Source organism: Saccharothrix coeruleofusca (assembly GCF_017876325.1).
Lineage (GTDB): Bacteria > Actinomycetota > Actinomycetes > Mycobacteriales > Pseudonocardiaceae > Actinosynnema > Actinosynnema coeruleofuscum.
In genome coordinates this window covers 2,623,826-2,649,899 of record NZ_JAGINV010000001.1, presented here as the reverse complement: position 1 = coordinate 2,649,899, position 26,074 = coordinate 2,623,826, and the positions used below count along the sequence as shown (strand labels likewise).

The 26,074-nt window shown below is 72.3% G+C and carries 21 protein-coding genes; 9 read left to right on the top strand and 12 right to left on the bottom strand.

All coding sequences use genetic code 11. From position 1 onward, the window contains the following. Positions 1-46: 46 nt before the first annotated feature. From JOF41_RS12165 to JOF41_RS12150, 4 genes are all read right to left on the bottom strand, one after another. Entirely contained in the window at positions 47-928 is an 882-nt protein-coding gene (locus tag JOF41_RS12165; protein WP_209618761.1) for a fumarylacetoacetate hydrolase family protein, read from the bottom strand. A 103-nt stretch (positions 929-1,031) separates the two neighbouring features. Next, positions 1,032-2,687, bottom strand: coding sequence for an FAD-dependent monooxygenase (locus JOF41_RS12160; RefSeq protein ID WP_189223668.1), 1,656 nt, complete (start codon positions 2,685-2,687; stop codon positions 1,032-1,034). Continuing rightward, entirely contained in the window at positions 2,684-3,229 is a 546-nt protein-coding gene (locus JOF41_RS12155) for a VOC family protein (protein WP_189223669.1), read from the bottom strand. The genes JOF41_RS12160 and JOF41_RS12155 overlap by 4 nt, the downstream gene beginning before the upstream one ends. An 86-nt stretch (positions 3,230-3,315) precedes the next feature. Then, complete coding sequence (locus tag JOF41_RS12150) at positions 3,316-3,906, bottom strand: TetR/AcrR family transcriptional regulator (RefSeq protein ID WP_189223670.1); 591 nt, start codon at positions 3,904-3,906, stop codon at positions 3,316-3,318. A 516-nt stretch (positions 3,907-4,422) separates the two neighbouring features. Between JOF41_RS12150 and JOF41_RS12145 the strand changes: the two genes are divergently transcribed. Next, the gene (locus JOF41_RS12145) at positions 4,423-4,803 is read left to right on the top strand and encodes an anti-sigma factor antagonist (protein WP_189223671.1); all 381 of its coding nucleotides are present in this window, start codon (positions 4,423-4,425) and stop codon (positions 4,801-4,803) included. Here the strand turns inward: JOF41_RS12145 and JOF41_RS12140 are convergent. Continuing rightward, on the bottom strand, positions 4,800-5,282 hold the full coding sequence (locus JOF41_RS12140) for a MarR family winged helix-turn-helix transcriptional regulator (protein ID WP_189223672.1): 483 nt from the start codon (positions 5,280-5,282) through the stop codon (positions 4,800-4,802). The genes JOF41_RS12145 and JOF41_RS12140 overlap by 4 nt on opposite strands. A gap of 96 nt (positions 5,283-5,378) precedes the next feature. On the opposite strand from JOF41_RS12140, the gene JOF41_RS12135 reads away from it, so the two are divergent. The 3 genes from JOF41_RS12135 to JOF41_RS12125 all read left to right on the top strand — a co-directional run bounded on the left by JOF41_RS12135 (position 5,379) and on the right by JOF41_RS12125 (position 8,073). Next, positions 5,379-6,410: an LLM class flavin-dependent oxidoreductase gene (locus JOF41_RS12135; protein WP_209618758.1), complete on the top strand. Its 1,032-nt coding sequence runs from the start codon at positions 5,379-5,381 to the stop codon at positions 6,408-6,410. Between the two features lie 103 nt (positions 6,411-6,513). Next, entirely contained in the window at positions 6,514-7,377 is an 864-nt protein-coding gene (locus JOF41_RS12130) for an oxidoreductase (RefSeq protein WP_209618755.1), read from the top strand. 72 nt (positions 7,378-7,449) lie between these two features. Further along, on the top strand, positions 7,450-8,073 hold the full coding sequence (locus JOF41_RS12125; RefSeq protein WP_209618752.1) for a TetR/AcrR family transcriptional regulator: 624 nt from the start codon (positions 7,450-7,452) through the stop codon (positions 8,071-8,073). Positions 8,074-8,096: 23 nt separating this feature from the next. Here the strand turns inward: JOF41_RS12125 and JOF41_RS12120 are convergent, their stop codons facing one another. Both JOF41_RS12120 and JOF41_RS12115 read right to left on the bottom strand, forming a co-directional pair. Further along, positions 8,097-10,580, bottom strand: a complete 2,484-nt coding sequence (locus tag JOF41_RS12120) for a M6 family metalloprotease domain-containing protein (protein ID WP_209618749.1) — start codon at positions 10,578-10,580, stop codon at positions 8,097-8,099. A gap of 172 nt (positions 10,581-10,752) precedes the next feature. Next, positions 10,753-11,685: a bifunctional DNA primase/polymerase gene (locus tag JOF41_RS12115; protein ID WP_189223677.1), complete on the bottom strand. Its 933-nt coding sequence runs from the start codon at positions 11,683-11,685 to the stop codon at positions 10,753-10,755. 365 nt (positions 11,686-12,050) lie between these two features. On the opposite strand from JOF41_RS12115, the gene JOF41_RS12110 reads away from it, so the two are divergent. Next, entirely contained in the window at positions 12,051-13,247 is a 1,197-nt protein-coding gene (locus JOF41_RS12110; protein ID WP_229795623.1) for an Acg family FMN-binding oxidoreductase, read from the top strand. A gap of 19 nt (positions 13,248-13,266) precedes the next feature. Here JOF41_RS12110 and JOF41_RS12105 read toward each other — a convergent pair whose 3' ends face one another. After that, complete coding sequence (locus JOF41_RS12105; protein WP_209618747.1) at positions 13,267-14,499, bottom strand: MFS transporter; 1,233 nt, start codon at positions 14,497-14,499, stop codon at positions 13,267-13,269. Beyond that, entirely contained in the window at positions 14,499-15,119 is a 621-nt protein-coding gene (locus JOF41_RS12100) for a hypothetical protein (RefSeq protein WP_189223679.1), read from the bottom strand. The genes JOF41_RS12105 and JOF41_RS12100 overlap by 1 nt, the downstream gene beginning before the upstream one ends. Before the next feature lie 288 nt (positions 15,120-15,407). Between JOF41_RS12100 and JOF41_RS12095 the strand changes: the two genes are divergently transcribed. Then, on the top strand, positions 15,408-17,213 hold the full coding sequence (locus tag JOF41_RS12095; RefSeq protein ID WP_307867386.1) for a LamG-like jellyroll fold domain-containing protein: 1,806 nt from the start codon (positions 15,408-15,410) through the stop codon (positions 17,211-17,213). A gap of 192 nt (positions 17,214-17,405) precedes the next feature. Here JOF41_RS12095 and qcrB read toward each other — a convergent pair whose 3' ends face one another. After that, positions 17,406-18,929, bottom strand: coding sequence for a cytochrome bc1 complex cytochrome b subunit (qcrB, locus tag JOF41_RS12090; protein WP_209618744.1), 1,524 nt, complete (start codon positions 18,927-18,929; stop codon positions 17,406-17,408). Between the two features lie 154 nt (positions 18,930-19,083). Here qcrB and JOF41_RS12085 point away from each other — a divergent pair, with 154 nt between their 5' ends. From JOF41_RS12085 to JOF41_RS12075, 3 genes are all read left to right on the top strand, one after another. Continuing rightward, positions 19,084-19,416 (top strand): glyoxalase superfamily protein, encoded by a 333-nt coding sequence (locus tag JOF41_RS12085; protein ID WP_189223680.1) that lies wholly within the window; start codon positions 19,084-19,086, stop codon positions 19,414-19,416. A gap of 106 nt (positions 19,417-19,522) precedes the next feature. Then, positions 19,523-20,392 (top strand): alpha/beta fold hydrolase, encoded by an 870-nt coding sequence (locus JOF41_RS12080; RefSeq protein WP_209618691.1) that lies wholly within the window; start codon positions 19,523-19,525, stop codon positions 20,390-20,392. 97 nt (positions 20,393-20,489) lie between these two features. Next, entirely contained in the window at positions 20,490-21,260 is a 771-nt protein-coding gene (locus tag JOF41_RS12075; protein ID WP_209618690.1) for an NAD(P)-binding domain-containing protein, read from the top strand. 34 nt (positions 21,261-21,294) lie between these two features. Here JOF41_RS12075 and JOF41_RS12070 read toward each other — a convergent pair whose 3' ends face one another. Beyond that, entirely contained in the window at positions 21,295-22,737 is a 1,443-nt protein-coding gene (locus JOF41_RS12070) for a flavin monoamine oxidase family protein (protein WP_209618687.1), read from the bottom strand. Positions 22,738-22,960: 223 nt separating this feature from the next. Continuing rightward, entirely contained in the window at positions 22,961-26,056 is a 3,096-nt protein-coding gene (locus tag JOF41_RS12065; protein ID WP_209618684.1) for an efflux RND transporter permease subunit, read from the bottom strand. Positions 26,057-26,074: the final 18 nt, after the last annotated feature.

Below are 26,074 nucleotides of genomic sequence, written 5' to 3'. Positions count from 1 at the left end.
TTCGTGGAACGGGTGGTCGATCGCACCTACCAGGTCACCGGCGGCATCATCGGCGTCCTGGTGGGCGGGGAGCGGATGACGCCGACTCGACGCGGTTGCGGAGGCATCCGATCCCCTCGACCTCGACCTCCACCTCGTCGCCCTCCCTCAGGAACCGTTCCGAGAAGAACCCGATCCCGCGGGGGGTTCCGGTGCAGATGACATCACCCGGCTCCAGTGTCATGAACTCCGAGAGGTAGGCGACGAGCTCCGGAATGCTGTGCACGAAGGTGCCGGTGCGGTCGTCCTGCCGCACCTCTCCGTTGACTCGGGTGATCAGCCGCAGGTCGGGCTGCGCGCCCACCTCGTCGGCGGTGACCAGGCACGGGCCCATGGGCTTGAAAGTGTCGAAGCTCTTGGCCGTGCTGATCGAGACCGTCAGGTCCCCCGCCATCGCCCTGGCCTGGATGTCACGAGCGGAGACGTCGTTGACCACGGTCAGGCCCGCGACGTGCTCCCAGGCCCGGTGGACCGAAACCTCCTTCGCCGAGCGGCCGATCACCACGGCGACCTCGCCCTCGTAGTCGACCTCCGCGTCGGCGACCTTCGGCAGGACGACGGCCGCACCGGGCGCGACGACGGCCGCACCGGCGACGATCTGGAAGTTCGGGACCTCCGGCAGATGCACCTCGCCCCGTGCCTCGCGGACCTCGTCAGCGTGGCTCGGGTAGTTGTACCCGATGACCAGGACCTTTCCCGGACGAGCCACCGGGGCGAGCACCCGTGCGTCGTCGAGCGGGACGGTCGCGGTCACCGGTGCGTCCCGCGCGGCTTCCAGCCCCGGCCCGAGCAGGAGCTCCGCGACGTCCGCGCACGCGAGGTCGAGCAGGTCGAGGCTGCCCGCATCCGCCTGCCTGGCAATGCCTCGTTCGGTGCTGTAGATCCGCATTGACCTCGTATCTCTTCCGGTCGGTTCGTGTTCGTGGACCGAGAACCGCAGGTCGCCGCGGACCGTGCGCCCGTTCGCGTGCGGGTGCTGCTCGCTGCCCCGGCTAGCGCTCGGCGGGGACCGCCCCGAGCGTGGTCCGCAGTGCGCGCTCGAGGTCGTCCTCCGGGCTGGGCGAGCCCGCGGGCGCTCGCCATGCGATGTGCCCATCGGGACGGATCAGCACGGCGCCGTGCTCGCCGAGGCCGAACGGATCCTCGTCGGCGGTGTCGATGTCACGGCCGACGAGGACCGGGGAGCAGGGGATGTCGCCCGCGACGCGGTCGAGCGCCTCGAGCCAGCGCCGCCCGTGCGGGGCCGCGATCAGCGTGAACCCTCGCGCGACGACGTCGAGGGTCGAAATCCTCTGACCGGATCGGCTGATCCAGCGGTGCGGTGGACGTCCGCCCTCGGCTCCCCTGGAGCGGGGGTAGACCGGTGCGACAGGCGGACGGTCGGCGCCGTACACGTAGCCGATCTCCTGGTCGATCGAACCGAAGTGTCCACGCTGGTGCGGGATCACCTCGGCGAGACGGGCGCGCTCCGCCGCCGCCACCTGCGGGTCGTCGCTCTCGAGGAGTTGGGCGATCGCCGCCGTGGTGGGTCCGAGCCCGCACTCGGCCATCTTCATGGCGTTGTCGACGCTGAACCCGGCGTTGCTGCGGGCCACCGGGCGTCGCTCGGTCTCGTAGCTGTCCAGCAGGGACTCGGGAGCCCAGCCGGCGAGCACGGCTGCCAGCTTCCACCCGAGGTTGTCGGCGTCGGCGATGCCGGTGTTCATCCCCATGCCGCCGGTGGGCGGGAACTGGTGGGCCGCGTCCCCGACCAGGAAGACGTTGCCGCGGCGGTAGTGCCGCGCGATCCGCGAGGCCAGCCGCCACGTGCCGACGGACTTCACCTCGATCTCGACCTCATCGACGCCCAGTGCCCTGCGGATCAGCTCGGCGCAGCGCTCGGGGGTGTAGTCCGCGACGGTCTCGGCCTCGGGGTCGTAGCCGAAGTTGTAGGTCCATCGGCGGCCACCGTCCATGCCGATGATCCCGCCGGGCGCGGCGGAGTTGATCAGCCACACGAGCAGGGCGGGGTCTCGGTCCGTCCACGGTGAGAGGTCGGCGTGGAAGTAGACGTTGATCTGCCGACCGAACTCCGGCACGCCGTCCATCTCGATGCCCAGCCTCGAGCGCAGCGCCCCCGAGGCTCCGTCCGCGGCAACGGCGTAGCGCGCCGTCACATGCTCGACGGCACCGTCCGCACAGCGGAGCGCCGCGGACACCCCGCTCTCGTCCTCGTCGAGCTCCACGACCTCGACCCCGAAGCGCACGGTCGCCGTCCCCTGCTGCCGCAGCGCGTCCAGCAGCACCCGCTGCACGCGGTCCTGGGCACAGGACGCCGCCGTCACCGGGGAGACGCTCCCGAAGTGCTCCTCCTCGTCGCGGGCGAGCGGGAGCCGGCCGAGCTCCTCACCGGTGAACGTGTGCTTCCACACGACGTTGCCCCACGCGGGACCGACGGCCTCGCGGAGGACGGCATCGGCGATGCCCCAGTCCCGGAAGATCTCCATCGATCGGGTGTTGACGACGTGGGCGCGCGGGTGCGGATTGACACCCTCGTACTTCTCGCAGACCACGCTCGCCACGCCGTGGCGGCCGAGGACGTAAGCGGTGGCGAGACCTGCCGGCCCGGCGCCGACGATCAGCACCGGCGCATCGGCCGAGCCGCTCACCGCCGCTGGCTCACGGTCGCCGGGCTGCCCGTCTGCTTGATCAACTCACTCCTGGGTTCGCCCGCCTTCAGACGCGCGTGGAGCTCGTCCGGGTCGAACTCGACCCCGATGGGGTTGGCGGCGAAGGCACCGGAGGCGAAGAACGCCTCCATCTGCTCGTCGGTGTCGAAGTTGTCGATCTGCAGCTCGACCTTGTTGCCGTCGGGGTCCGCGTAGTAGAGAGACGTCGTCGGGCCGTGGTTGACGCTCCACACGGGCGTCGTGCCGGCAGCCTTCAGACGCTGGTAGTTGTCCAGCAGGTCACCGAGGTCGGCGTAGGTGAAGGCGACGTGCTCGAGTCCGGAGTGCGCGGAGGTGGGCCGCTCGGTCGCACCCGCGTTCACGAGGGCCACGCGGTGGTGCTCGTCGTCGTAGGTGAGGAAGGCCAGCTGTTCGTTGGCGTGGACGACGCGTGCGTCCAGGACGGCGACGTACCAGTCGATCATCGTCTGCAGGTCGCCGGTGCGCAGGACGACATGGGCGAGCTTGGCGGGTGAGACCACGGGGGTTCCTCTCATGCGGCGGCACTGCCGTGCCACCATCTCTTAACTGGTGATTAAGAGATGGTGGCACGGGACCGGGCGCACGGTCAAGAGCCCGTTGTGCCGCCTCGGGGGCGCGCGGCCGCCGCGGCCGCCAGCGGATCGATGAGGAGGTCGATCATGTCGGCTATCGACCGGTCCCTCGTGCGCACGCTGACGAGGAGGCCCTCCAACAGGACGTGCGCGGTCTCGGCCAGGAGATCGACGTCGGCGTCTTCGGACACGCGCTGGGCGATGGCCCGGATGAGGCGGTCGTCGGCCCACTGCAGCACCTTGGCGTACGCCTCCCGCAGCGTCGAGGAGGTGTTCAGGCGCTCGTACGCCTCTCGCACGAGCGCCTTGTGGGGATCGAGCTCCTCGAGGACGCTGATGAGCTCGGCGCGCGGATCACCACCCAAATCGGGATCACCGGACGCCCGTTCCGTGGCGGCGTGGAACATGCTCGTGAGCACTTCGGCGAATAGGTCGTCCTTGGTCGGGAAGTACCAGTGGACAGCAGCGGAGGAGAGCCCGAGCACCTTCGCGATGGCCGTGATGCTGGTGGCGCGGTACCCGTTGCCGGCGAACTGGCGGATTGCCTCGTCGAGCACCTTCGCACGGCGCTCGGCGTGCGGGATCTCCTGGCTATTCTTCGGCATGCGCACAATTCTGACCTACGAGTGGTGCGCCCGCGGCCGTCGTCGCCGGATTGAATTGTCAACCGCGCCAACAAGTTCCGTCCTGGTGCCGCAGAGGTGCCGGCAGTGGTGCCCATGCCTGAACGTCGACCGCAACGACGCCGCGGGGCTGTTGTCCCGGCAGTTACCGGTCGCGCCCATCGACCGGCGCAGCCCGTGCCGGAAACAGGCCTGTGCGGTCAGGTTCGCCGCGCACTCGCCGCCGCGGTCGAAATGCGGGACCGTGCCACGACAGTCACCGCCGACGACCCCGAGGCGCTGGAGCGCCACCACTCCTGCTGCGACCCGGTCTCCACGTCGCCCGAGTTCCGGCGTGCCTGGCCGGCGGAGCACGGTTGATCAATTTTAGTCAACACTGAAATAATCGATAGAGTTAAGATTCCAATCACGGCCCAGGGCTCTGGGTAACGCAGCGTGATGCGTCTCCGGGAACGGGTGACTACCATTCCTGATAGGGGTATCTCGGAAGGAGGAAGCGTGGTCTCCAACGACCAGCCCGATCCCGACTACACCGAGCCGCTCCGGGTCGGCCGCGAGCAGCGCGAGCGCGCGGTGCTCGTGCACGCCACCGGCGAGGTGGACCCGTCCACCGCTCCCCTGCTGCGCGAGCAGCTCACCGCGGCGTTCGAGGACGCCGGGACGAGCAGGCTGCCGGTGGTGGTCGACCTGAGCGGAGTGAGCTTCTTCGCCTCGGTGGGGTTGTCGCTGCTGGTGGAGCACCACCAGCAGGGTCAGCGGCAGGGCACTCCCCTGCGCGTGGTCGCACCGGCCCGCACCATGCTGCGCGCGCTGCGCGCCACCACGCTCAACCAGCTCCTCGACCTCTACCCCACGCTCACCGACGCCCTGGACGCCTAGCGGGTCGGATCCGCCTCGTCGTCGTCGGCGGCGATGCGGGCCAGCACCCGGTCGAAGGCGCGTCCCAGCACGTCGAGCTCTTCCCGCGAGAGCACGTCGAACAGGTAGCGCCGCACGCTGTCGACGTGCCCCGGCGCGGCGGCCCCGATCGCCGCGCGACCGGCGGGGGTGAGCCGCACCATCGAGCCGCGCGCGTCCTCCGCGCACTCCTCGCGGACCACCAGCCCGCGCTTCTCCATGCGCTTGACCTGGTGGGACAGCCTGCTGCGCTCCCAACCGACCCGCATGCCCAGTTCGCGGGCGCGCAGCAGGCCGTCGGGGGCCTCCGACAGCGGCACCAGCAGTGAGTAGTCGGCGTTGGACAGCCCCGAGTCGCGCACCAGCCCGCGTTCCAGCGCGCCCGTCAGCTCGCGCTGCAGGGCGAGGAAGGCCCGCCACACGTGCGCCTCCCGCTCGTCCAGCCACCGCGGTTCGCCCATGCCTCCACGGTAGCGGTTGTTGATGCATCACCAAAGGTTTGTTGACGTGTCACGCCGAGCGGATTACTTTGGTGACGCATCAACAATGGAGGCGTCATGGAACTCGGGATCTACAGCTTCGCCGACCGCCACCGCGACCCGTCGACCGGCGAGCAGGTCCCGGTGGCCACGGCGCTGGCCCAGACCTTGGAGCGCATCAGGCTCGCCGACGAGCTGGGGCTGGCCTTCTACGGCCTGGGCGAGCACCACCTGGAGGACTTCGCCATCTCCAGCCCCGCCACGGTGCTGGCCGCGGCGGCGAGCGTCACCGAGCGGATCACCCTCAGCAGCGCCGTCACCGTGCTCAGCACCGAGGACCCGGTGCGGCTCTACCAGCAGTTCACCACGCTGGACCAGCTCAGCCGAGGCCGCGCGGAGCTGCTGGCGGGCCGGGGCTCGTTCACCGAGTCCTTCCCCCTGTTCGGCGCGAGCCTGCGCGACTACGACGAGCTGTTCGAGGAGAAGCTGGAACTGCTGCTGCGCCTGGACCGGGAGAACCCGATCACCTGGTCGGGCAGGTTCCGCGCGCCGCTGGAGGACGTCTCGGTCTTCCCCCGGCCCTACCGGGGCAGGCTGCGCGTCTCGGTGGGCACCGGCGGCAACCCCGAGTCCTCGATCCGCGCGGGCGTGCTGGGCCTGCCGGTGGTCTACGCCGTCATCGGCGGCGAGCCGGAGCGCTTCGCGCCGCTGGTGGACCTGTACCGGAGGGCGGGTGAGGCGGCCGGGCACACCCCCGAGGACCTGCACGTGACGATGGGCGGGATCGGGCTGGTGGCCCGCGAGTCCCAGCGGGCCAAGGACGCTTTCTACCCGTACTGGCTGGAGACGATGAAGTACGGCGCGCGGGCGCGCGGCTGGGGGGTGCCCTCGCGGTCGGACTACGACGCCTGGGCCGAGGGCGCGCGGTCGATCTTCGCGGGCAGCCCCGACGAGGTCGCCGAGCGGATGATCTCGGTGGGCAGGCTGGTGGGCGCGGACCGCTACGCCATGCAGATGGACTGGTCCGGAGTGCCGCACCGGTTGGTGATGGAGGGCATCGAGCTGCTGGGCACCGAGGTGCTGCCCAGGGTGCGCGCCGAGCTGGGCTGACGCCCGATTCTCGACGTCGTGTAGATTTAAATCTACGCGATGTAGAGACATGCGCCCGGTCCGCGCGGACCGGCTGCCCCGCAGGGACTGGAGTGGCACCCGCATGAGCACACCCACCAGCCGGACCTTCCTGATCACCGGCGTCAGCAGCGGCCTGGGACGCGCCTTCGCCACGGGGGCGCTGGAAGCGGGCCACGTGGTCGTCGGCACCGTGCGCAAAGACGGGGACCGAGCGGCGTTCGAGGCACTGGCACCCGGTCGCGCACACGCCCGGCTGCTCGACGTCACCGACGACGACGCGGTGTTCACCGCGGTGCGGGAGACGGAGGAGCACGTCGGCCCGATCGACGTGCTGATCGCCAACGCCGGGTACGGGTACGAAGGCGTGTTCGAGGAGTCCCCGCTGGCACAGCTGCGGGCGCAGTTCGCCGCCAACGTCTTCGGCCTGGCCGCCACCGTGCAGGCGGTGCTGCCGTTCATGCGGCGGCGCCGGGCCGGGCACATCTTCGCGGTCGGCTCGATGGGCGGCCTGATGACCGTGCCCGGCCTGGCGTTCTACTGCGGCAGCAAGTACGCCCTGGAGGGCATGATGGAAGCCCTCGCCAAGGAAGTCGCCCCCTTCGGCGTCCGGGTCACCATCCTGGAACCGGGCTCGTTCCGCACCGACTGGGCGGGTCGGTCCATGATCCGCTCCGAGCGGTCCATCGCGGACTACGACGAGTTGTTCGAACCGCTGCGCGCCGCCCGACAGGCGGCCAGCGGCCACCAGCTGGGCGACCCCGCCAAGGCCGCGGCGGCGGTGCTCGCGGTGCTGGACGCGCCCCGACCACCGGTGCACCTGGTGCTGGGCTCGGACGCGCTGCGCCTGGTCGCGGCGGGCCGCGCGGCGGTGGAGGCCGACCTGCGGGAGTGGGCGGAGCTGTCGCGCTCGACCGACTTCCCCGAAGGCCACCAGATCACCTCGTAGCGCCCGGCCGCGCGCGGGTCACCACCGCGCAGGTCACTACACTGCGCCGCGGTCGGAGGAGGCGGCACGGCGATGGGCAAGCGGCGGGAGACACCGCGCAAGGGCGACCTGCGGGAGCAGGCCATCCTGGACACGGCCGAGGCGCTGCTGGAGCGCGAGAGCACCGAGCCGATGACGGTGGAGACCATCGCCAGGGGCGCGGGCATCTCCCGCGCTTCGCTGTACTTCTACTTCGGCTCCAAGCAGGAGGTGCTGACCGCCCTGGTGGCGCGCACCGTGGCCGTGCTGCGGCAGGACGCCCTCGGCGCCTCCGAGGCCGTGGGCTCCTCACCGGAGGACACCGTGCGCGAAGCGGTGGCCCGCACCGGGAAGATGTGGCGCGAGCACGGCCGCGTGATGCGCGCGGCCGTGGACTTCTCCCCCTCGGTGCCCGACATCGCGGCGCTGTGGAACGACACCGTGACCGCTTACGCCCAGGCCATGGCCCGCGTGCTGGTGCGGGCGGGCATCCCCGACGGCGAAGGCCCGACCGGCGCCGCGGCGCTGGCCCGCGCGCTGTGCCACATGACCGAACGCGCCTTCTACCACGCCTCGGGGACCGGCGACCTGGACGCCGCGACGCTGACCTGCACCGAGATCTGGTTGCGCGTCATCAACCGGTCGGGTGACGCGGCCCCGCGCCACCCGACCGGTTGACCGACCCGACGCGGACCGGCGGCTCAGCCCAGCGCCGTCCAGCCCGACCAGGCCCCGAGCGGAGTGCGGGAGGCCAGCCGCACCTGCCCCTCCCCGGTGATGCCGAAGACGTGCAGCGTGTCGTCGCCCACCGCCAGCGGCACCACCGCGGTCAACTCGGGTGCGCCGTTCCACCCCGCCTGCCAGGCGGTCCACGCCCCCGACGCGTCGCGGGAGGCCAGGTGCAGCACGTCGTCCGGGGCCACGCCGAACACGTGCAGACCGTTGGCCAGATCGCCCACCGGGACGACGGCCCGCAGCGCGGGCGCACCGTTCCAGCCCGCCTGCCAGGGGCTCCAGCGGCCCTGCCCGTCGCGGACGACCAGGTGGACGGTGCCGTCGGCGGCCACGCCGAAGACGTGGACCGCGCTGGTGCGGTCGTGCGCGGCGGTGATCGCGGTCAGCCGGGGCGCACCGCTCCAGCCCGCCTGCCACGGCGTCCACGACCCCGAGGCGTCGCGGGAGGCCAGGTGGGCGGTGCCGTCCGGGGCCACGCCGAAGAGCAGGACGTTGCCGACCAGATCGGCCACCGCGGCGACCGAGCCCAGCCGGGGCGCGGCGTTCCAGTTCGCCTGCCACCGCCCCCAGGTGCCCGCCGCGTTGCGGGCGCTGTGGTGGACGGTGCCGTCCGAGGCGATGCCGAACAGGTGCAGTTCGTTGGCCTGGTCGACCAGCGCGGTGATCGACTGCAGCCTCGGGGCGCCGTTCCAGTTCGTCCGCCACGGCCCCCAAGCGCCCGCGGTGTCACGGGCGCTGTGGTGGACGGTGCCGTCCGGGGCGAGACCGAAGACGAACAGCGCGTTGCTGCGGTCGTTGACCGCGGTGACGCCGCGCAGCGCGGGCGCCCCGTTCCAGCCCGCCTCCCAGCGGCTCCAGGCCCCCTGCCCGGTCGACGAGGCCAGGTGGAGCACGCCCTCGGCGTCCAGGGCGAAGACGTAGGCGTTGTTGCTGCGGTCGGCCACCGGGCTGACGGTGGTGATCCGCAGACCGCCCGCGGCGCGCAGGGTCATGCTGGGACCGGGGGCGGAGATCCGCTCCAGCCGCAACCCCGAGGCGCTGCCGTCCCACCAGCGGCCCGACGGCGCGGTGAAGTCGCTGAAGCCGGTGGCCGAAGGCGCGCCGAACAAGTCCGCGGCGTCACCCTGGTTGAAGCCCCGCTCCAGGTCGAAGGCGTTGTCCGCCTGCTCCAGCGAGCACATGTAGTGCAGGCTGGGGGTCATCTGCTCGTTGCTGTTGCTGCCGTCCTCGTCCACGTGCCAGATCGCCAACCCTGCGTCGGGCAGGTTGGCGTCGCGCCCGGAGCGCGCCCGGTTCTCCAGGATGAAGTACTCCCGGTCGTTCCTGCGGTGCAGCAGGAAGTCGTTGCGCCCCGCGTCGAGGGTGTAGGTGCTGCCGGGGACGATGTCGGCGACCTCCTCGGCCCACCCGGCCTCGTTCTTCAGGAACGCGCAGACCTGCACGGGATTGGTGCCACCGCTGGCGCTCATCAGGCAGTAACCGCCGGTGCCAGCGGATTCACCACCGTAGTCGTACAGGTCGGGGAAGTCGCAGACCATGTGGCCGTTCTCGTGGCAGAACGTGCCCAGCGTCAGCGCATCACCCATGTTGCTGATCTGATAATCGCTGAACCAGGTTGTCGGGGTGGCCTCGAAGGGCTCGGCCAGCGCCCAGGCGTGCGGCCACAGGCCCTCCGACCAGTTGTTGACCACCGGACCGGCGTAGAAGACGTTGAGCGCCCGGATGTAGCCCTGGTCGTCCGGGGTCAGACCGGAGAAGTCGAAGCCCCGCGAACGCAGCGCGGTCAGCGCCTCCACGATGACCTCCCGCGCCCGCGTGCCGTAGGGGACGGCGGGGTCGGTGTAGTAGGCGCGCTCGCGCGTGGTGGTGTAGTAGGCGGTGACGACGTTGGTGTAGTCCAACCTGCCCGCGGAGATGTCGCGGAAGTAGTCGCGCACCGAGCCGTTGTTGCCGAAACCGGTGTAACCGAGCTGGTTGCAGTAGTCCTCGACCTGCCCGACGCTGATCGTCCCCGGCACATCCGGGAACTGGATGAGCAGGCACAACCCGGTGACGCTGCCGGTGATCTCCAGCGCCCCCACCTCGCCCAGGGCCCGCAGCGCCGACTTCTCCTCCCGGCGGCGCATCCAGCGCGGCCTGCCCGGCATCGCCTCCAGCGCGGCGGCCGCCGCGCGCTTGCCCGCCCCGGCCACCGGGCGCAGGTGGCGGGGCAGGCCCAGGGTCGCCGGGTCGACCTCGCCGACCCGCGCGCCCTCCAGCGGCACCAGGGCCGACCGGTCCGGCGACAACCCCGCGTAGTGGTGGTAGCCGGTGCCGGGGTGGCGGACCACGGTGTGACCGTCCAGCGCCTCGAACACGGCGGTCCACTGGTTGCCCCAGCCGCGCACCCTGATCGACGAGCCGTCCGGCTCGGTGAACGTTAATTCTTCGTCGAAAAATGGAACAGGCATTGCCGCCCCTCCCCCAGAGGACCCGCGGACCATTCCTGACCGCAACCCCCTGCTGCGGCCCGGCGCGGGCTACCACCAGTGTATCCGAGAATCAGCCCGGACCCCCGGCGGAAAAACCTGGGCGAAGTAGGTAGAATCACCTTTGGACACTATTCCAGGGCAATCCGAATAATTACTTCCGGTCATTGTCCGATCGCAATTCGTCGCCCCCGTCGGCCCGGCTCGCGCCAACCGGGCGCTCCGGCAGCACCCGCGGCCTGCGCCGCCCCAGCGCCACCCCGTTCGCGATGTGCCGCGACGCCTCCCGCCCGCCCCACCCCTCGACCCCGTCGTGCACCGCGGCGGCGGCCGACAGCAACGACACCGCCGTCGCCTCGTCCAGCCACCCCGCCCCCACCAACTCCCCCAACCGGCACGCCGCGGTGAACACCACGTGCGCCCGCGTCCCCGGCGCGGCCTCGCGCACCCGCTCCACCTCACCGCTGACCACAGCGGCCCGGTACGCGCGAACCCGACGCCCCGACGACACCACGCGCGCCACCCCCGGCCCCAGCAGCGGCCCCGACACCTGCCGTGGCGCCAACGCCGCCACCAACCACGCCGGAGCGGGCGCCACCGGCCCGTCCCGCACCACCCGGTAGCGACGCGGCCCCCGCGCCGTCCGCCGCACCGACCCCGCCGCCGTGACGAACCCGCCCACCCCGCGCGTGTCCACGTGCACACCCAGTCGCGCCACCGAATTGCCCAGCACGGGCCACTCCGGAGCCAGGAAGTACCGGTGCTGCCCTCCGCGCGGCGTCTCCACCGTGTACGTCTCCCGCGGGTCGTCCGCACCGTGCGCACGCGCCAGCTCCCGCAGCACCTGACAACCGTGCGGACGACCGGCGTCCAGATCCACCACCAACAACCCCGCGCCCCGGCACGAGATCCCGACGTTGTACGGGGCACGCGCCCACCAGGACCGCACCACCGCCGGATCGAGCGTCGCCCGCCGGTCCCACTCCCGCCACACCGGCACCTTGCCGCCGGGACGCAGCGGGATCACCGGCCAACCCCGCTCCACGGCGGCCAACGCCGCGGCCAGCCTGGGTGGCGTGACGGACATGGACGGCCCCCTCCCCCACTACGGGCGCGGGGGAAGCGCGCCACCGCCAGTTTTCCACTACCGGTCCGATGGCACCAAGCTGCTCGACGCAGAATGATTTATTCTTTAGTTAACACTGAAAAGATTAAGTAAATTAAGCACGACTCCGACGCGTCCACTGTGGACCGGACTGCGCCGAATGCCGCGATCTTCTTGCGCCGCACCCGGCGCGGCCTCGCTGCACCAAGCGCGGCCGTGGCGGCGGTGGACCGATCGTGTCGCGCTGTTCACCGATGATTCCGTCGAGTTGACCACGACCAGCCGGGCCGAACTCGCGGCGCGGTATCGCCGTCGTGCCGGGTCTGCCTGCGCGCGAGGAGCAGCGGATGGACGGCCGGTTCGTCGGCGCGACGGTGACCGCCGAGGAGGACATGGGCACGACCGGGGTCGCGGGGGTGCGGGTGGCCGGGACGCGGGACGAACTCCCCGGCCCGGACGGGACCTTCGGCCGTGTGGCGTGGCGGTGGCCCCGACGGACAGTGGGTGTGGTTCGTCCGGATGACCCGCCGGGTCGATGGAGCGGAGGTGGCGTGGTGGACGGTGTGAAGCCGGTGCTGGGGCTGACGGCGCAGGAGGTGACCGAGGTCCTGCGCGCCGCCGCGCTGGCTCCGTCTGTGCACAACACCCAGCCGTGGCGGTTCCGACTGGCGGGCGACCGCGTCGAGCTGCACGCCGATCCCGCCCGCAGGCTGCCCGCGACCGACCCGGAGGACCGCGAGCTGCGCTTGGCCTGCGGCGCGGCGCTGTTCAACCTCAGGGTCGCCCTGCAGGCGCGCGGGGTCCGGCCGCTGGTGTCGCTGCTGCCCGGCAGCGACGCGCCCGGCGCGCTGGCCGCGGTGCGCCGCGGTGGCACCTTCCAGGTCGACGAGCAGACCCGCGCGCTGGCCGCCGCGGTGCCCGCGCGGCGGTCCAACCGCAAGCCCTTCCGCGACGTCGCGGTGCCGGTGGGCCACCGCCAGGCGCTGGTGCGCGCCGCCGAGCGCGAGCGGTCGTGGCTGCACGTGGTGGGCGACCCCACCGACCGGGCCAGGTTGCAGGAGTTCGTGGCGCGGGCGCACCGCATCCAGTCCGCCGACGCGGACGTGCGCTCCGAGCTGGCGGCCTGGACCGGTCCCGACCGCGACGGGGACGGCGTCCCGCCCGCGTCGGCCGGGTTGCGGCCCGCGCCGCAGGACGAGTGGGCGCTGCGCGACTTCCAGGCCGTGGAACGCCCACCGGGCAAGGACTACGAGTCCGACCCGCTGGTCGTGGTGCTGTGCTCGTTCTACGACGGCCCGCTGGCCGACCTCCAGGCAGGCCAGGCGCTGCAACGGGTGCTGCTGACCGCGACCACGCTCGGCCTGTCGGCCTCCTTCCTGTCCCAGCCCGTCGAGGTCCGCCCGGTCCGCGAGGAGCTGCGCCGCGCGCTGGGCGGGACGCTGGTGCCCCAGGCGGTGCTGCGCATCGGCTTCGGCTCGCCGGTGCCGCCCGCGCCCCGCCGCCCGGTCGCCGAACTGCTGCTGGAGCCGACCACGACGCGGTGAGCGGCGGGTGGGCGCGTGGCTACCGGTCCAGCGGGACCGCGGCCGCAGGCACCTGCTCGGCCTCCCCCTCCGGTTCGGCCCGGCTCCCGGCCTGGGCGGTGGCACGCCGCCGCCCCGGCGAACGCGTCGACAGCGCCACGCACGCAGCCAGCGCCGCGGTGACCGCGCCGACCACGGGAACGGCCTGCACCCCGGCCGTCGCGGTGACCGCGCCACCCACCACGCCCGCGCCCGCGATCCCCAGGTAGATCGCCGAGGCGTTGAGCGCCAGCAGCACCCCGGCGCGGCCGGGGTCCACCGCGACCAGCGCGGCGAACAGCGGCGGGTTGAACGCCCAGAACAACCCGCCCCACGCGGTCAGCACCGCCACCACCGCCACCGGATCGCCCAGGGCGGGTCGCAGCAGCACCAACGCCACCGCGGTCCCGAACAGCGCCACCAGCAGCGGACCGCGCGGGCCTCGGCGGTCGGCGGCCCGGCCGCCCAGCACGTTGCCCAGCACCCCGCCCACGCCGTAGGCCAGCAGCAGCAGGCTCACCGGCAGCGCCGCCGGGCCCGCGGTCAGCAGCGGCGTCAGGTAGCCGTACACGCTGAAGGTGGCCAGGCAGGACAGCAGCGACACCAGCAGCAGCCGCCGCGCCCCCGCGCCACCGCCGGGCAGCGCCAGCCGCTGCCGCAGGCCCAGTGGCGGGCCCGCCGGGGTGGCGGGCACGACCAGGGCGACCACCGCGGCGGCCAGCAGGCACAGCCCGGCGGTCAGCGCGAACGCGGCCCTGGGCCCGGCCAGCTCGACCACCGCCCGACCGGCGGGCACGCCGAGCACGGTCGCCGCGGTCAGCCCTCCGGTGACCACCGCCATCGCCCGCGCCCGCGTGCCCGGCGGGTGCAGCTGCGCGGCCACGGCCGTGGCCGCCGGGGTGGTCAGCGCCGCGCCGCAGGCGGTGACCACCCGCGCTGCCAGCAGCGGCCCCAGGCCCGGCGCCAGCGCCGAGGCCAGGTTGCCCAGGGCGGCCACCACCAGCGCGGCCACGATCAGCGCGCGGCGCTCCCACCCGGCGGTCAGCACCGCCAGCACCGGCGAGCCGACCGCGTAGGCCAGGGCGAACGCGGTGAGCACCTGCCCGGCCGAGGCGAGGGTGACGTCGAGGTCGGCGGCCAGCTCGGGCAGCACCGCGGCCACCACGTAGCCGCTGGTGCCCGCCGCCACCGAGGCCGCGGCCAGCGCCCGGGTGCGCGCGGACACCACGGGCATCAGGACACCAGGCCGTGCGCGGGCGGGTGCAGGTGCGACAGCACGTCCGGTGGCCTGCGGCTGGTCAGGGTGACCTCGTAGACGGTCTCCCTGACCAGCGCGACCGGGCGGCCCGCGCTGAGCAGGGTCGCCTGGCAGCGCAGCACGCCCACGTCGCCCGGCTCGTCGGGCAGCGGGTCGTCCAGGTCCGGGTCGGCGGCGCCGGCGGCGACCGGGCAGGCGTAGTGGGTGACCCGCCGCGCGTCGTTGAGCAGCAGGCCCAGCGGCAGGTAACCCCTGGACAGCTCGGAGTGCTGCGGCTCGTCCAGCTCCAGCGACGAGGTGTGCAGCAGCGCGGTGATCGCGGCCAGGCGCGGCCCGCCACCACCCAGGTACGGCACGAGGTAGCCCTCGCGCCGGGTCACCGGGGTGCCCGTGGGCAGGCCGCCCATCAGCTGCGCCTGGCGGGCGGTGAGGTGGTGCACGCGGTCGGGGCACCGGGGCTCCCGGCGCACGCGGTAGCCGACCCACAGCGAGACCACGCGGGTGAACGGCACGGGGACGTCGCGGAGCAGCCTGGCCATGGTCTCGGCGCGGGAGCCGAGTTCGTCGGGGTGCGGGAGCGGGCTGACGTCGATCATCGGGGTGCACCTCCAATGGGGGCCGCGCACGTCCTGGCGCGGGCACCGCGGGGCCGTCTCGGTGCGGGCGCCGAGGGGGCGAATCGCCCCGTCCCCTCGACTCGCCCGCGTCCACGGTGCACCGGCGTGCCCGCGCAAACATCGGTCGGATGACGGATGGCAGGCGCACCGGATGAGACGCCCGCCGGACGTGTCCGGTCCGCTTGCGCCCCAACGGTCCCCGGCACTGGGCCGAACAGCCGCCCGGCGTTCACGCGGTGTTCGCCGGACCCGCCTACGGTCCGCGGCGTGGACATCGCCAGGCGCACCCTCCTGCAAGCGGCCATCGGCACACCGGCGGCCATGACGAGCGCGGCGCACCTCGCCGCCCCGGCCTCCTCGGCCGCCGCACGCCCGGACGCCGACAGCCCCCGGTTCACCATCGCGGTGCTGCCCGACACCCAGTACCTGATCGACGAGGGCGGCTCCGACGAGGAGCCGGTCCGGGAGACCCTGCGCTACCTGGCCCGCAAGCGGCACGAGGAGAACGTGGTCTTCCTGGCCCACCTGGGCGACGTCACCGAGCACGGCACCGAGCGCGAGATGCGCGTCGCCGACACCGTGTTCGCCACCGCGACCCTGCCCTACAGCGTGCTGGCAGGCAACCACGACATCGCCTCGAACAGCACCGACCAGCGCGGCGACAGCCCGTACCTGCGCACGTTCGGCCCGCACCGGTTCCGCCGGATGGCCACCTACGGCGGCTCCTCCCCCGACGGCTACAACAGCTTCCACGTCATCCCGGCGGGCGGGCGCCGCTGGCTGCTGCTGGCGCTGGACTGGCGGCTGTCCGAGCGCGGCTTCGGCTGGGCGCAGCAGGTCCTGGACCGGCACCGCGACCTGCCGACCATCCTGACCACGCACGACCTGGTGTGGGCCGACGAGCGGGGGCAGGCCGACCTGTCCACCTACGGGCGGGCGCTGTGGGACCGCCTGATCCGCCGCAACGACCAGGTCTTCCTGACCCTCAACGGCCACTACTGGCCGCCCGGCCGGACCACGCTGACCAACGACCGCGGCAACCCCGTGCACCTGCACGTCACCAACTACCAGGACCGCTACTACGGCGGCGCGGGAATGATCCGGCTGTACTCGTTCGACCTGGCGCGCGGTGTGATCGACGTGGAGACCTTCTCCCCGTGGCTCAGCGCCGCCGACCGCTCGCCGCTGGGCGCGCAGAACCGCGAGCTGAGCGGGGACGTCGACCGGTTCACCGTGGCGGTGGACTTCGCCGCGCGGTTCCCCGCTCCCGTCCCGGCACCGCGCCCGGCGCGCGAGGTGCTGGTTAAGGGCACGGTCGCGTACTGGCGCTTCGACCGCGAGGGCTTCCCCGCCGCCGACGGCCCGGTGCCCGACGGCGCGGTCGCGCGCGACCTGTCCGGCAACGGCAACGACCTGACCGCGCAACGGGTCCACGGCTCCGCGCCGGAACTGCTGGCCTGGTCCGGGGAGCACCACCAGGCCCAGCCGGGGCACGCCAGCCTGCGCTTCGACGGCGGCCAGGGCCCCGACCGCTGCGCCGTGCTGCGCACCGCCGCGACGGCTCCGCTGAACCGGATGAAGTTCGAGTCCGGCTACACCATCGAGACGTTCATCAAGCTGCCCGAGCCGTTCGAGGGCGAGCACGCGTTCATGGGCATCCTCAGCTGGGAGGGCCGCAGCGGCGACGCGGGCAAGACCAGCGGGTGGTCCGACGACGAGCCCACGTGCAGCCTGAACGTCTCCGGCGAGCGGTTCCTGCAGTTCGTGGTCTACCCGGTGCCGGTGGACTCGGACCCGACCTCGTGGAGCCACGCCGTGCCCACCGGCCGGTGGACCCACGTCGCGGTGGTCAACGACGGGCGGCGCACCACCATGTACGTCGACGGCTCGAAGATCGCCCGCAACGCCGCCGAGGACTCCAGGGGGATCTCCACGCTGGGCAAGCCGTTCGCGTTGGGCGGCACGCAGTTCGCCGAGCGCTACGGGCAGGGCTTCTACGGGTGGATCGGCGACACGCGGATCGTCGCGCGGGCCCTGCGGCCCGACCAGTTCCTCACCGCCCCGTCGCGGTGATGCCGGGTGTGGCCGGACCGCGTCCCGGTCCGGCCACACCGCCCGCCCGGACCTCACCCCATAACGCCTGCAAGTACTACCCGAGCGCCCTCTCCGAGCGCGTAACTACTACCCGCTCCGGCGGGGCGGGTAGTAGTTAGCGGCCCGCTGAGGTGGCACGGGTAGTACTTGCAGGCGCGGTGGGGGTGCTGGTCAGTTCGCGAACGGGGCGGGCGCGGTGTCCTCCGGCGGGTCCGGCGTCAGGAGGCTGCCGGGCACCGGGCGGCCCGCCGAACCCAGCTTGTTCATCTTCTTCGGCACCGGGGCGCCCTGGTACTCCAGCGGCCGCGCTGCCAGCGGCTGGTGCACCTCGACGAACTCGCCGTGCGGCAGGCGCTTGATGATGCCGGTCTCCACGCCGTGCTCCAGCACCTCGCGGTCGGCGCGCTGCAGGCCGATGCAGATCCGGTAGGTCACGAAGTACGCGATCGGCGGCAGCACCAGCAGCCCGATCCGGGCCATCCACGTCATCGCGTTGAGCGAGATGTCGAACTTCAGCGCGATGACGTCGTTGGCGGCGGCCAGCAGCGCCACCATGAAGCAGGTCAGCGCCATGGCGCCCAGCGAGGTCCGCACCGGTGCGTCGCGGGGCCGCTGGAGCAGGTTGTGGTGCGCGTAGTCCTTGGTCATCCTGCGCTCGATCCACGGGTACACCGCGGCCAGGCCGGTCAGCAGCGGCAGACCCAGGATGAACGGCAGGAACGGTTCGGGCACCGTGTAGTCGCCCAGGTACAGCTCCCAGGCGGGCCAGATCCGCAGCAGGCCGTCGGTCCACCCCATGTACCAGTCCGGCACCGTGCCCGCCGAGATGTGACCGGCGTTGTACGGGCCGAAGTTCCAGATCGGGTTGATCTGGAACACGCCGCCCATGATCGCGGTGACACCGGCGACCACCGCGAAGAAGCCACCCGCCTTGGCCGCGAACACCGGCATGATGCGCACGCCGACGACGTTGCCCTCCTTGCGTCCCACACCGGGGAACTGGGTGTGCTTCTGGTACCACACCAGGCCCAGGTGCACCGCGACCAGCGCCAGCATGACCGCGGGCAGGAGCAGCACGTGCAGGGTGTAGAAGCGGGGGATGATCTCGGTGCCGGGGAACTCCCCGCCGAACAGCGCCCAGTGCAGCCAGGTGCCGACCACCGGGATGGACAGCAGCAGCGACGAGGTGACCCGCAGGCCACCGCCGGAGAGCAGGTCGTCGGGCAGCGAGTAGCCCATCAGGCCCTCCAGGCAGCCCAGCAGGAAGATCACCACGCCGATGACCCAGTTCGCCTCCCGCGGCCTGCGGAACGCGCCGGTGAAGAACACCCGGAGCATGTGCACCACGATCGCGGCCATGAACAGCAGCGCCGCCCAGTGGTGCACCTGCCGGACGAACAGGCCGCCGCGCACGTCGAAGGAGATCTCCAACGCGGACTCGTAGGCCCGCGACATCGGCACGCCCCGCAGGTTCTGGAAGCTGCCGTCGTAGACGACCTCCTGCATGGAGGGGTCGAAGAACAGCGCCAGGTAGGTGCCCGACAGCAGCAGCACGACGAAGCTGTAGAGCGCGACCTCACCGAGCAGGAACGACCAGTGCGTCGGGAAGACCTTGTTCAACTGCCTGCGCAGACCGCCCGCCGCGTCTAATCGGTCGTCGGCCCACCGCGCGGTCGCACCGATGAGCGGACTCATGAGCAGCATCCCATGCGAGGACCCCCTAGCCCCGTGGTATGACCCGTTCGACAGCCTACTCCCCCACCACGTCCCGAAGACGGGAATCGGCCGACCCACTTCGGTCCACTGTGGACATGACCGCTGGCACCGGGCGGTCTGGGACGATGGCCCGATGCGCGAAGAGGTCATCCCCGTTCTCCGCGTCGAGGACGCCTCGGCGGCGGTCGCCTGGTACGAGCGTCTGGGCTTCGTCAAGCAGTGGGAGCACCGCTTCGAACCGGGGTTCCCCGCGTTCGTCGAGGTCGCCCGGCACGGGGTGCGGTTGTTCCTGTCCGAGCACGAGGGCGACGCCCGCCCCGACACGTTGGTCTACCTCCGCGCTCGTGACGTCGACGCCATCGCCGCCGAGTTCGGCGTGCGAGTGGAGGACGCGCCGTGGGCGCGCGAGGTCGAGCTGCGCGACCCCGACGGCAACCGGCTCCGGGTCGGAACACCGCGCGAGTGACGGCAGCCCCGCACCGTTCCACGCGACGCCGTCGTCCACGCCGATCACGGCGGGGCCAGTCGATCAACTACGGTGGAAGCGAACGTCCAACGAGGAGGTCAGGTCCATGCCCCGCGCGCAGGCCAACGGGATCGAGCTGGAGTACGACACGTTCGGGGACCCGGCGAACCCGGCCCTGGTGCTGGTCATGGGGCTGCGCACGCAGATGATCGCGTGGGAGGAGGAGCTGTGCGGCCTGCTGGCCGACCAGGGCTTCCACGTGATCCGGTTCGACAACCGCGACTGCGGCCTGTCCACCCAGTTCGACCACCTGCCCGCGCCCGACTTCGCGGCGATCTTCGCCGGTGACCGCACCACCGTGCCCTACACGCTGGCCGACATGGCGCTCGACCTCGTCGGTCTGCTGGACGCGCTGGGCGTGGACAAGGCGCACCTGGTCGGCGCGTCGATGGGTGGCATGATCGCCCAGCAGTGCGCGATCGACCACTCGGAGCGGGTGCTGAGCCTGTGCTCGATCATGTCCACCACCGGCAACCCCGCCGTGGGACAGCCCTCCCCGGAGGCGTTGGCGCTGCTGGACCAGCGGCCCGCCACCACGCGGGAGGAGGCGGTGGAGGCATCGGTGGCCGCGTGGCGGGTCTTCGGCTCGCCGGGGGTCGACGAGGAGCAGCTGCGGGCCCGCTCGGCGTTGGCCTACGACCGCGCGTACAACCCCGCGGGCGGGATGCGGCAGTACGCCGCGATCATCGCCTCCCCCGACCGGACGCCGGGCCTGCAGGGCGTGCGGCTGCCCGCCCTGGTCGTGCACGGCACGGCCGACACCCTGGTCAACCCCAGCGGCGGTCAGGCCACCGCCGCCGCCATCCCCGACGCGGAACTGCTGCTGGTCGACGGCATGGGCCACGACCTGCCCCCGACCGTCTGGCCCACCCTGGTCCGCGCCATCCGGCGCAACGCCGACCGGGCGGCCGCCTGACCCTGGGCGCACGGCCCGCGCCGCCGCCTCCTTCTGGCATGGTCGTGGGGTCGACCGGGCCGGTCGACCTCGGCCGCACACCACGGAGGAAGGCCCAGTGAAGCGCGTCGGCATCATCGGAGTGGGCGAGATCGGCCGGGCCATCGTGACGGGCCTGTGCGACGGGGAGGGGTCACCGGAGGTGTACCTCTCCCCACGGGGAGCCCGCACGGCCGCGGAGCTGTCCGAGCGCTACGACGGCGTGCGGGTGTGCGCCGACAACCAGGCGGTGGTGGACCGCTCCGAGCTGGTGGTCATCGCCGTGCGCCGCCAGGACCGGCACGAGGCGCTGGCCGGTGTGCGGGTGGACGGCGACCGGGTCGTGGTCAACGTGATGGCCGGTGTCGCCAACGACGACCTGCGCCGGACACTGGCCACCGACGTCCCGGTGGTCCGGGCCATTCCCCTGCCCGCGGTGCGCGAGCGCCGTTCCGTCACGGTGACCTGCCCGTCGCACCCGGTGGTGGACCCGTTCTTCGAGCAGCTGGGCGGGGTGCTCCCGGTCGCGGACGAGGCGGTCTTCGACGTCTTCTCCGCGCTGACGGGAACGCTGACCACGCACTACAGCTACCTCGCGACGCTGACCTCGTGGGCCGTCGGCCACGGCATCGCCTCCGACGACGCCGACAGCTACGTGCGCGGCCTCTTCCAAGGCGTCGGCCGTTCCCTGAGCGAGACAACCCGCTCCCTGAGCCAGCTCGCCAACGACCACGAGACCCCGAACGGGAGCAACGAGCGCATCCGCACCACCTGGTTCACCCCGGCCAACTCCCGAGCCCTGGAGAAGGCGCTCGACGACCTCCTGGCCGATCTGCGACGGTCCCGCTGAAGGGGCTCACCCGCCGAAGTGCGCGAGCGGCGTCTCAGTCCTTCCAGGGCATCTCGTCGCGCATCCCGGTGTCGATGGCGTAGGCGTTCTTCACCGCGGCCTTGAGCGCGCCCTCCACCCAGCGCCGGTGCCGCCGGTCGCAGGCGTCGTTGGCGAACCAGACCCGGTGCACCGGGCGGATCACGTCGTCGTAGGCCGCCTCGCTCATCTCGAAGGCGCGGAACAGCGGGCCGATGCCGCAGGCGAACCAGTCCAGCGCCCAGTCCTTGTAGACGCCGAACTCGAAGGTGTCACGGGCCTGCGGGTGGATCTTGGCCAGGTCCTCCAGCGCCTGCAGCACGCACTCCTCCCCTGCCAGCGGGGTGTAGGGCATGCTGTCCTGCTCCCAGCAGTAGGACGCGATCATCACGCCCTTGCGGTAGCGGGGGTCCTGCCCCGCGGGCGGGTAGACGACGTTGCGGATCGCCAGGTCGGTCACCGTCAGCCCCTGGGTGATGCCGTAGTCGTTCTCCCACCACCGCTCGCTGAACTGCATGAACAGCTTGTGCGCCCGGCCGTAGTAGGTGTTGCGGATGGCGTACCACTTGTCCGGGTCCAGCCCCTGGATCTCCATGTGCCGCAGCCCGGCGAAGGGCACGGTCACCACGCACTCGTCGGCGGTGAGGCGCTGGGACCGGCGGCCGACCCGGTAGTGCACGTGGACGTTCTTCTCGGTCTGGTCGATGGCGTGCACCACCGCGCCCAGCCGGATGTCGTCCATCAGGTGCGGTTCGAACGCCCTGGGCAGCGCGTCGGCACCGTCCACCAGGTAGACCAGGTTGCCGAACACGTCCTCGTAGTAGTGCGAGAACCACTCGACCAGTGAGAAGTGGTAGCGCCCCTCCAGGTTGAACAGGGGGCCGAGCATGGACAGCGCGCCATCGCTGAGCCCGCGCTCCTTCAGGTAGCCCAGCAGCGTGTACTTGTCGTAGTCGGTCAGCAGCCTGCGCCACGCCTCCGGGGCTTCCTCGCCCTCCACGATGTCGACCAGCGGTTGCACGGTGTGCCGGAGCAGTTCGTGGGGCGTCCGCGCGGCCTCGTGGGACAGCAGGTCGAAGTCGAATTGGTCGGCGCTGAACTCGGCGCGGCGCACGCCTTTGCCCTGCAGGTAGATGAACGTGTCCTCGTCGTACATCGGGAACGGCCGCACGGTGAGCTTGAACTTGTCCTGGATGAGCCACTGGACCAGCGGGTGCTGCAGCGGGAAGCGCATCGCGCCGAATTCGCCGTACATGTCGCCCGCGAATCCGCGGTGGGTGAGGATGCGGCCGCCCAGCCGGTTCTGCCCCTCCAGCACGGTCACCTCGTGACCGGCCTCTTTGAGCAGCAGCGCGGTGGTCAGACCGGCCATTCCGGCGCCGATCACGACGACCCGCTTGCGCGGCCCGGAACTCTCGGGCAGTCCTTCTTTGAGCAGGGCGAGAACGTCGAGCGACATCGAGGGCACCTCCGCCAGAGCGCTTCCACGGCACAGCGACGGTACGCGTCCGCAGAATGCCCTGCCAGTACCCGAAAGCATGAGGAGGAATTACCGAGAATTGCGGATATTCCGCAGCGGCGGAAATGTTCGGCAAAAGATTTGACCGTTTGCAGGCAAATCCCACCCGTTCGAGTGATGGCGGGCCCCGCCGCCGGGAGTCCGGCGGCGGGGCCCGCCGTCGTCACACGGAGACCGGCTCGCGCTCCCGCACCGGTTGCCCGCCGTCGGCCGCGCGGGACCGGCGGCGCTCCTTGCGGCTCTCCACCATCGAGTACAGCGTGGGCACCAGCAGCAGCGTCAGCAGCGTGGAGCTGATCAGCCCGCCGATCACCACGATCGCCAGCGGCTTGCCGATGAAGGCGCCCTCGCCGGTGATCCCCAGCGCCATCGGCAGCAGCGCGAAGATCGTCGCCGCCGCGGTCATCAGGATCGGCCGCAGGCGGCGCCTGCCGCCCTCCACCACCGCCTCGGTGACCCCCATGCCCTCCGCCCGGTACTGGTTGACCAGGTCGATCAGCACGATCGCGTTGGTCACCACGATGCCGACCAGCATCAGCATGCCGATCAGCGCGGGCAGCCCCAGCGGGGTGCCGGTGGCCAGCAGCAGGCCGATCGCGCCGGTCGCCGCGAACGGGATGGACACCAGCAGGATCAGCGGCTGCACCAGGCTGCGGAAGGTCGCCACCATGATCAGGAACACGATGGCGATGGCGGCCAGCATGGCCAGGCCCAGGTCGGCGAAGGTCTCGGCCTGGTCGGCGCTGACGCCGCCGATGCGGTAGTCCGCGCCGCCGGGCAGGTCGAGCGCGTCCAGGCGGGAGGTCAGCTCGGTGGTCACCGCGCCCAGGTCGCTGCCGGTGGCCTTGGCCGAGACCGTGGCGCTGCGCGCGCCGTCGGTGCGCCGCACCTGCACCGGGCCGTCCACCACCGACACCTCGGCGACCTGCCCCAGGGTCGCGCCGCCGGGCAGCGGCAGCGCGCGCAGGGCGTTGACGTCGGCCGGGGTCGTGCCGCTGCGCAGCAGCACGCGCTGCGGCTCGCCGCCGATGGGCAGCTCGGCCACCGGCACGCCGCGCAGCGCCTGCGCCGCGAACTGGCCGATGGCCTGCCCCGACAGGCCGCGCGCCGCCGCGGCGGCCTGGTTGACCACCACCTGCACGCGCGGCGCGCTGACCGCGAGGTCGTTGGTCACCTCGCCGACGCCCGGCGTGCCGGAGACCGCCCGCTGCACGCTGTCCGCCGCCGCGCGCAGGGTGTCCGCGTCCGGCGCGGTCACCAGCACGTCGATGGAGTCCGAGCCGAACCCGGACGCGGCGGCGCCGAAGGCGACCTCGCCCGCACCGCCGGTGGCGCCGAGGCGCTCGGTCAGCCGCTGCTGCAGGGCGGCCAGGTCGGTGCCCTCGCGGACGGTGGCGCGGATGCTGGTGTCCGAGCCACCGCCCATGCCGAAGGCGGCCAGGCCGCTGTCGCCGCCGATGGTGACCTGGTAGGTCTCCACCTCGTCGGTCTCGGCGAGCACGGCCTCGACCTCGCGCGCGGCCTCGTCGCGGGCGGCCAGGCTGCTGCCGGGAGGCAGCTTCTGGGTGCCCTGCAGCGCGGTGCCGCCCGCGTCGTCGATGAAGTTGGTCTCCAGACCACTGGCCAGGCCGAGGGTGCCGCCGAAGACCAGCGCCGCGATCAGCAGGGTGGCCCACCGCCGCCGCGTGGCGAACCGCAGCACGGGCACGTAGGCGCGCTGCAGCGGGCTGCGCCGCTCCTTGTCCACGGCGGCCTGCCTGACGCGCTCAGCCTCGGCCGGGTCGGCGGGCACCTCTGGCCGCTTGAGGAACCAGTACGCCAGCACCGGCACGATGGTCAGCGACACCACCAGCGACGCCAGCAGCGCCACGGTCACCGTGATGGAGAACGGTCCGAACAGCTCGCCCGCGATGCCGCCGACGAAGGCGATCGGCAGGAACACCGCCACCGTGGTCAGCGTGGACGCGGTCACCGCGCCCGCCACCTCGCGGGTGCCGTCGAGCACCGCGCGCTGCTTCTCGTCGCCGTACTCCAGGTGCCGCTTGATGTTCTCCAGCACCACGATCGAGTCGTCCACCACCCGGCCGACCGCGATGGTCAGCGCGCCGAGGGTGAGCAGGTTCAGCGACAGGTCCCCGGTCCACAGCGCCAGCAGCGCCACCAGCACCGACAGCGGGATGGACACCGCGGTCACCAGCGTGGAGCGCACCGACAGCAGGAACAGCAGGATCACCACGACGGCGAACAGCAGGCCCAGCAGCCCCTCGGTGGTCAGGCCGCTGATGGCCTTCTCCACCGCCGGGCCCTGGTCGAAGGCGACGGTGAGCTTGCTGTTCGCGGCCTCGCCCAGCTCGTCGAGCCGGTCGCGCACGGCGCGGGAGATCTCCACCGCGTTGCCGTCGGCGTTCATGGTGACGCTGATGCCGAGGGTGGCCTCGCCGTCGGTGCGGGTGATCGCGGTGGCCGCGGCGGGCGCGGACTGCACCTGCGCCACGTCGCCGAGCCGGACCGGTCCGGCGGGCGAGGGCAGCACCAGGGCGCGCAGGTCCTCCACGGAGGTGATCGGCCCGCCGACCTGGACGGTCAGCGTGCGGTCTGCCTCGGTCAGCGAGCCCGCGGGCACCGTGGCGCCCGCGGCGGACAGCGCCGCGGTCAGCGCGGTCGGGTCGACGCGGGCGGCGGCCAGCCGGGCGTAGTCCACCGCCACGGTGACCTCGCGCTCGCGCTCACCGCTGACGGTGGCCTCGCGCACGCCGGGGATGGCCTCCAGGTCGGGCACCACCTCGGCGCGCAGCCGGGCGGCGGTGGCGATGTCGTCGTCACCGGCGGTGGCGGCCAGCGCGACCACCGGGATGTCGTCGGTGCTGCCCTGGGCCACGGTCGGCTCCACGCCCTCGGGCAGGCGGGGCTGCAGCCTGTTCACGGCCTGCTGGAGCTGGGAGACCCCGGCGTCGAGGTCGGTGCCGTAGGTGAACATCACCTGCACCGTCGCGGAGCTCTCCGCGGAGCGGGTGAGCACCTGCTCCACGCCCGCCACGCCGCGCGCGGCGGCCTGGATCGGCTCGGCGACCTGGCTGTCGACCAGGTCGGGCGAGGCGCCGGGGTAGGGCGCGACCACCACTGCGGCGGGCAGCTCGATGGACGGGAAGAGCTGCTGCTTCAACGAGGGCAGCGTGAGGACGCCGAAGCCGATGACCACCAGGCTGAGCAGCCCGACGAGGCTCCGGTTGGCCAGGCTCAGCCGAGCCAGCACGGACATGTGCCGTTTCTCCTTGGG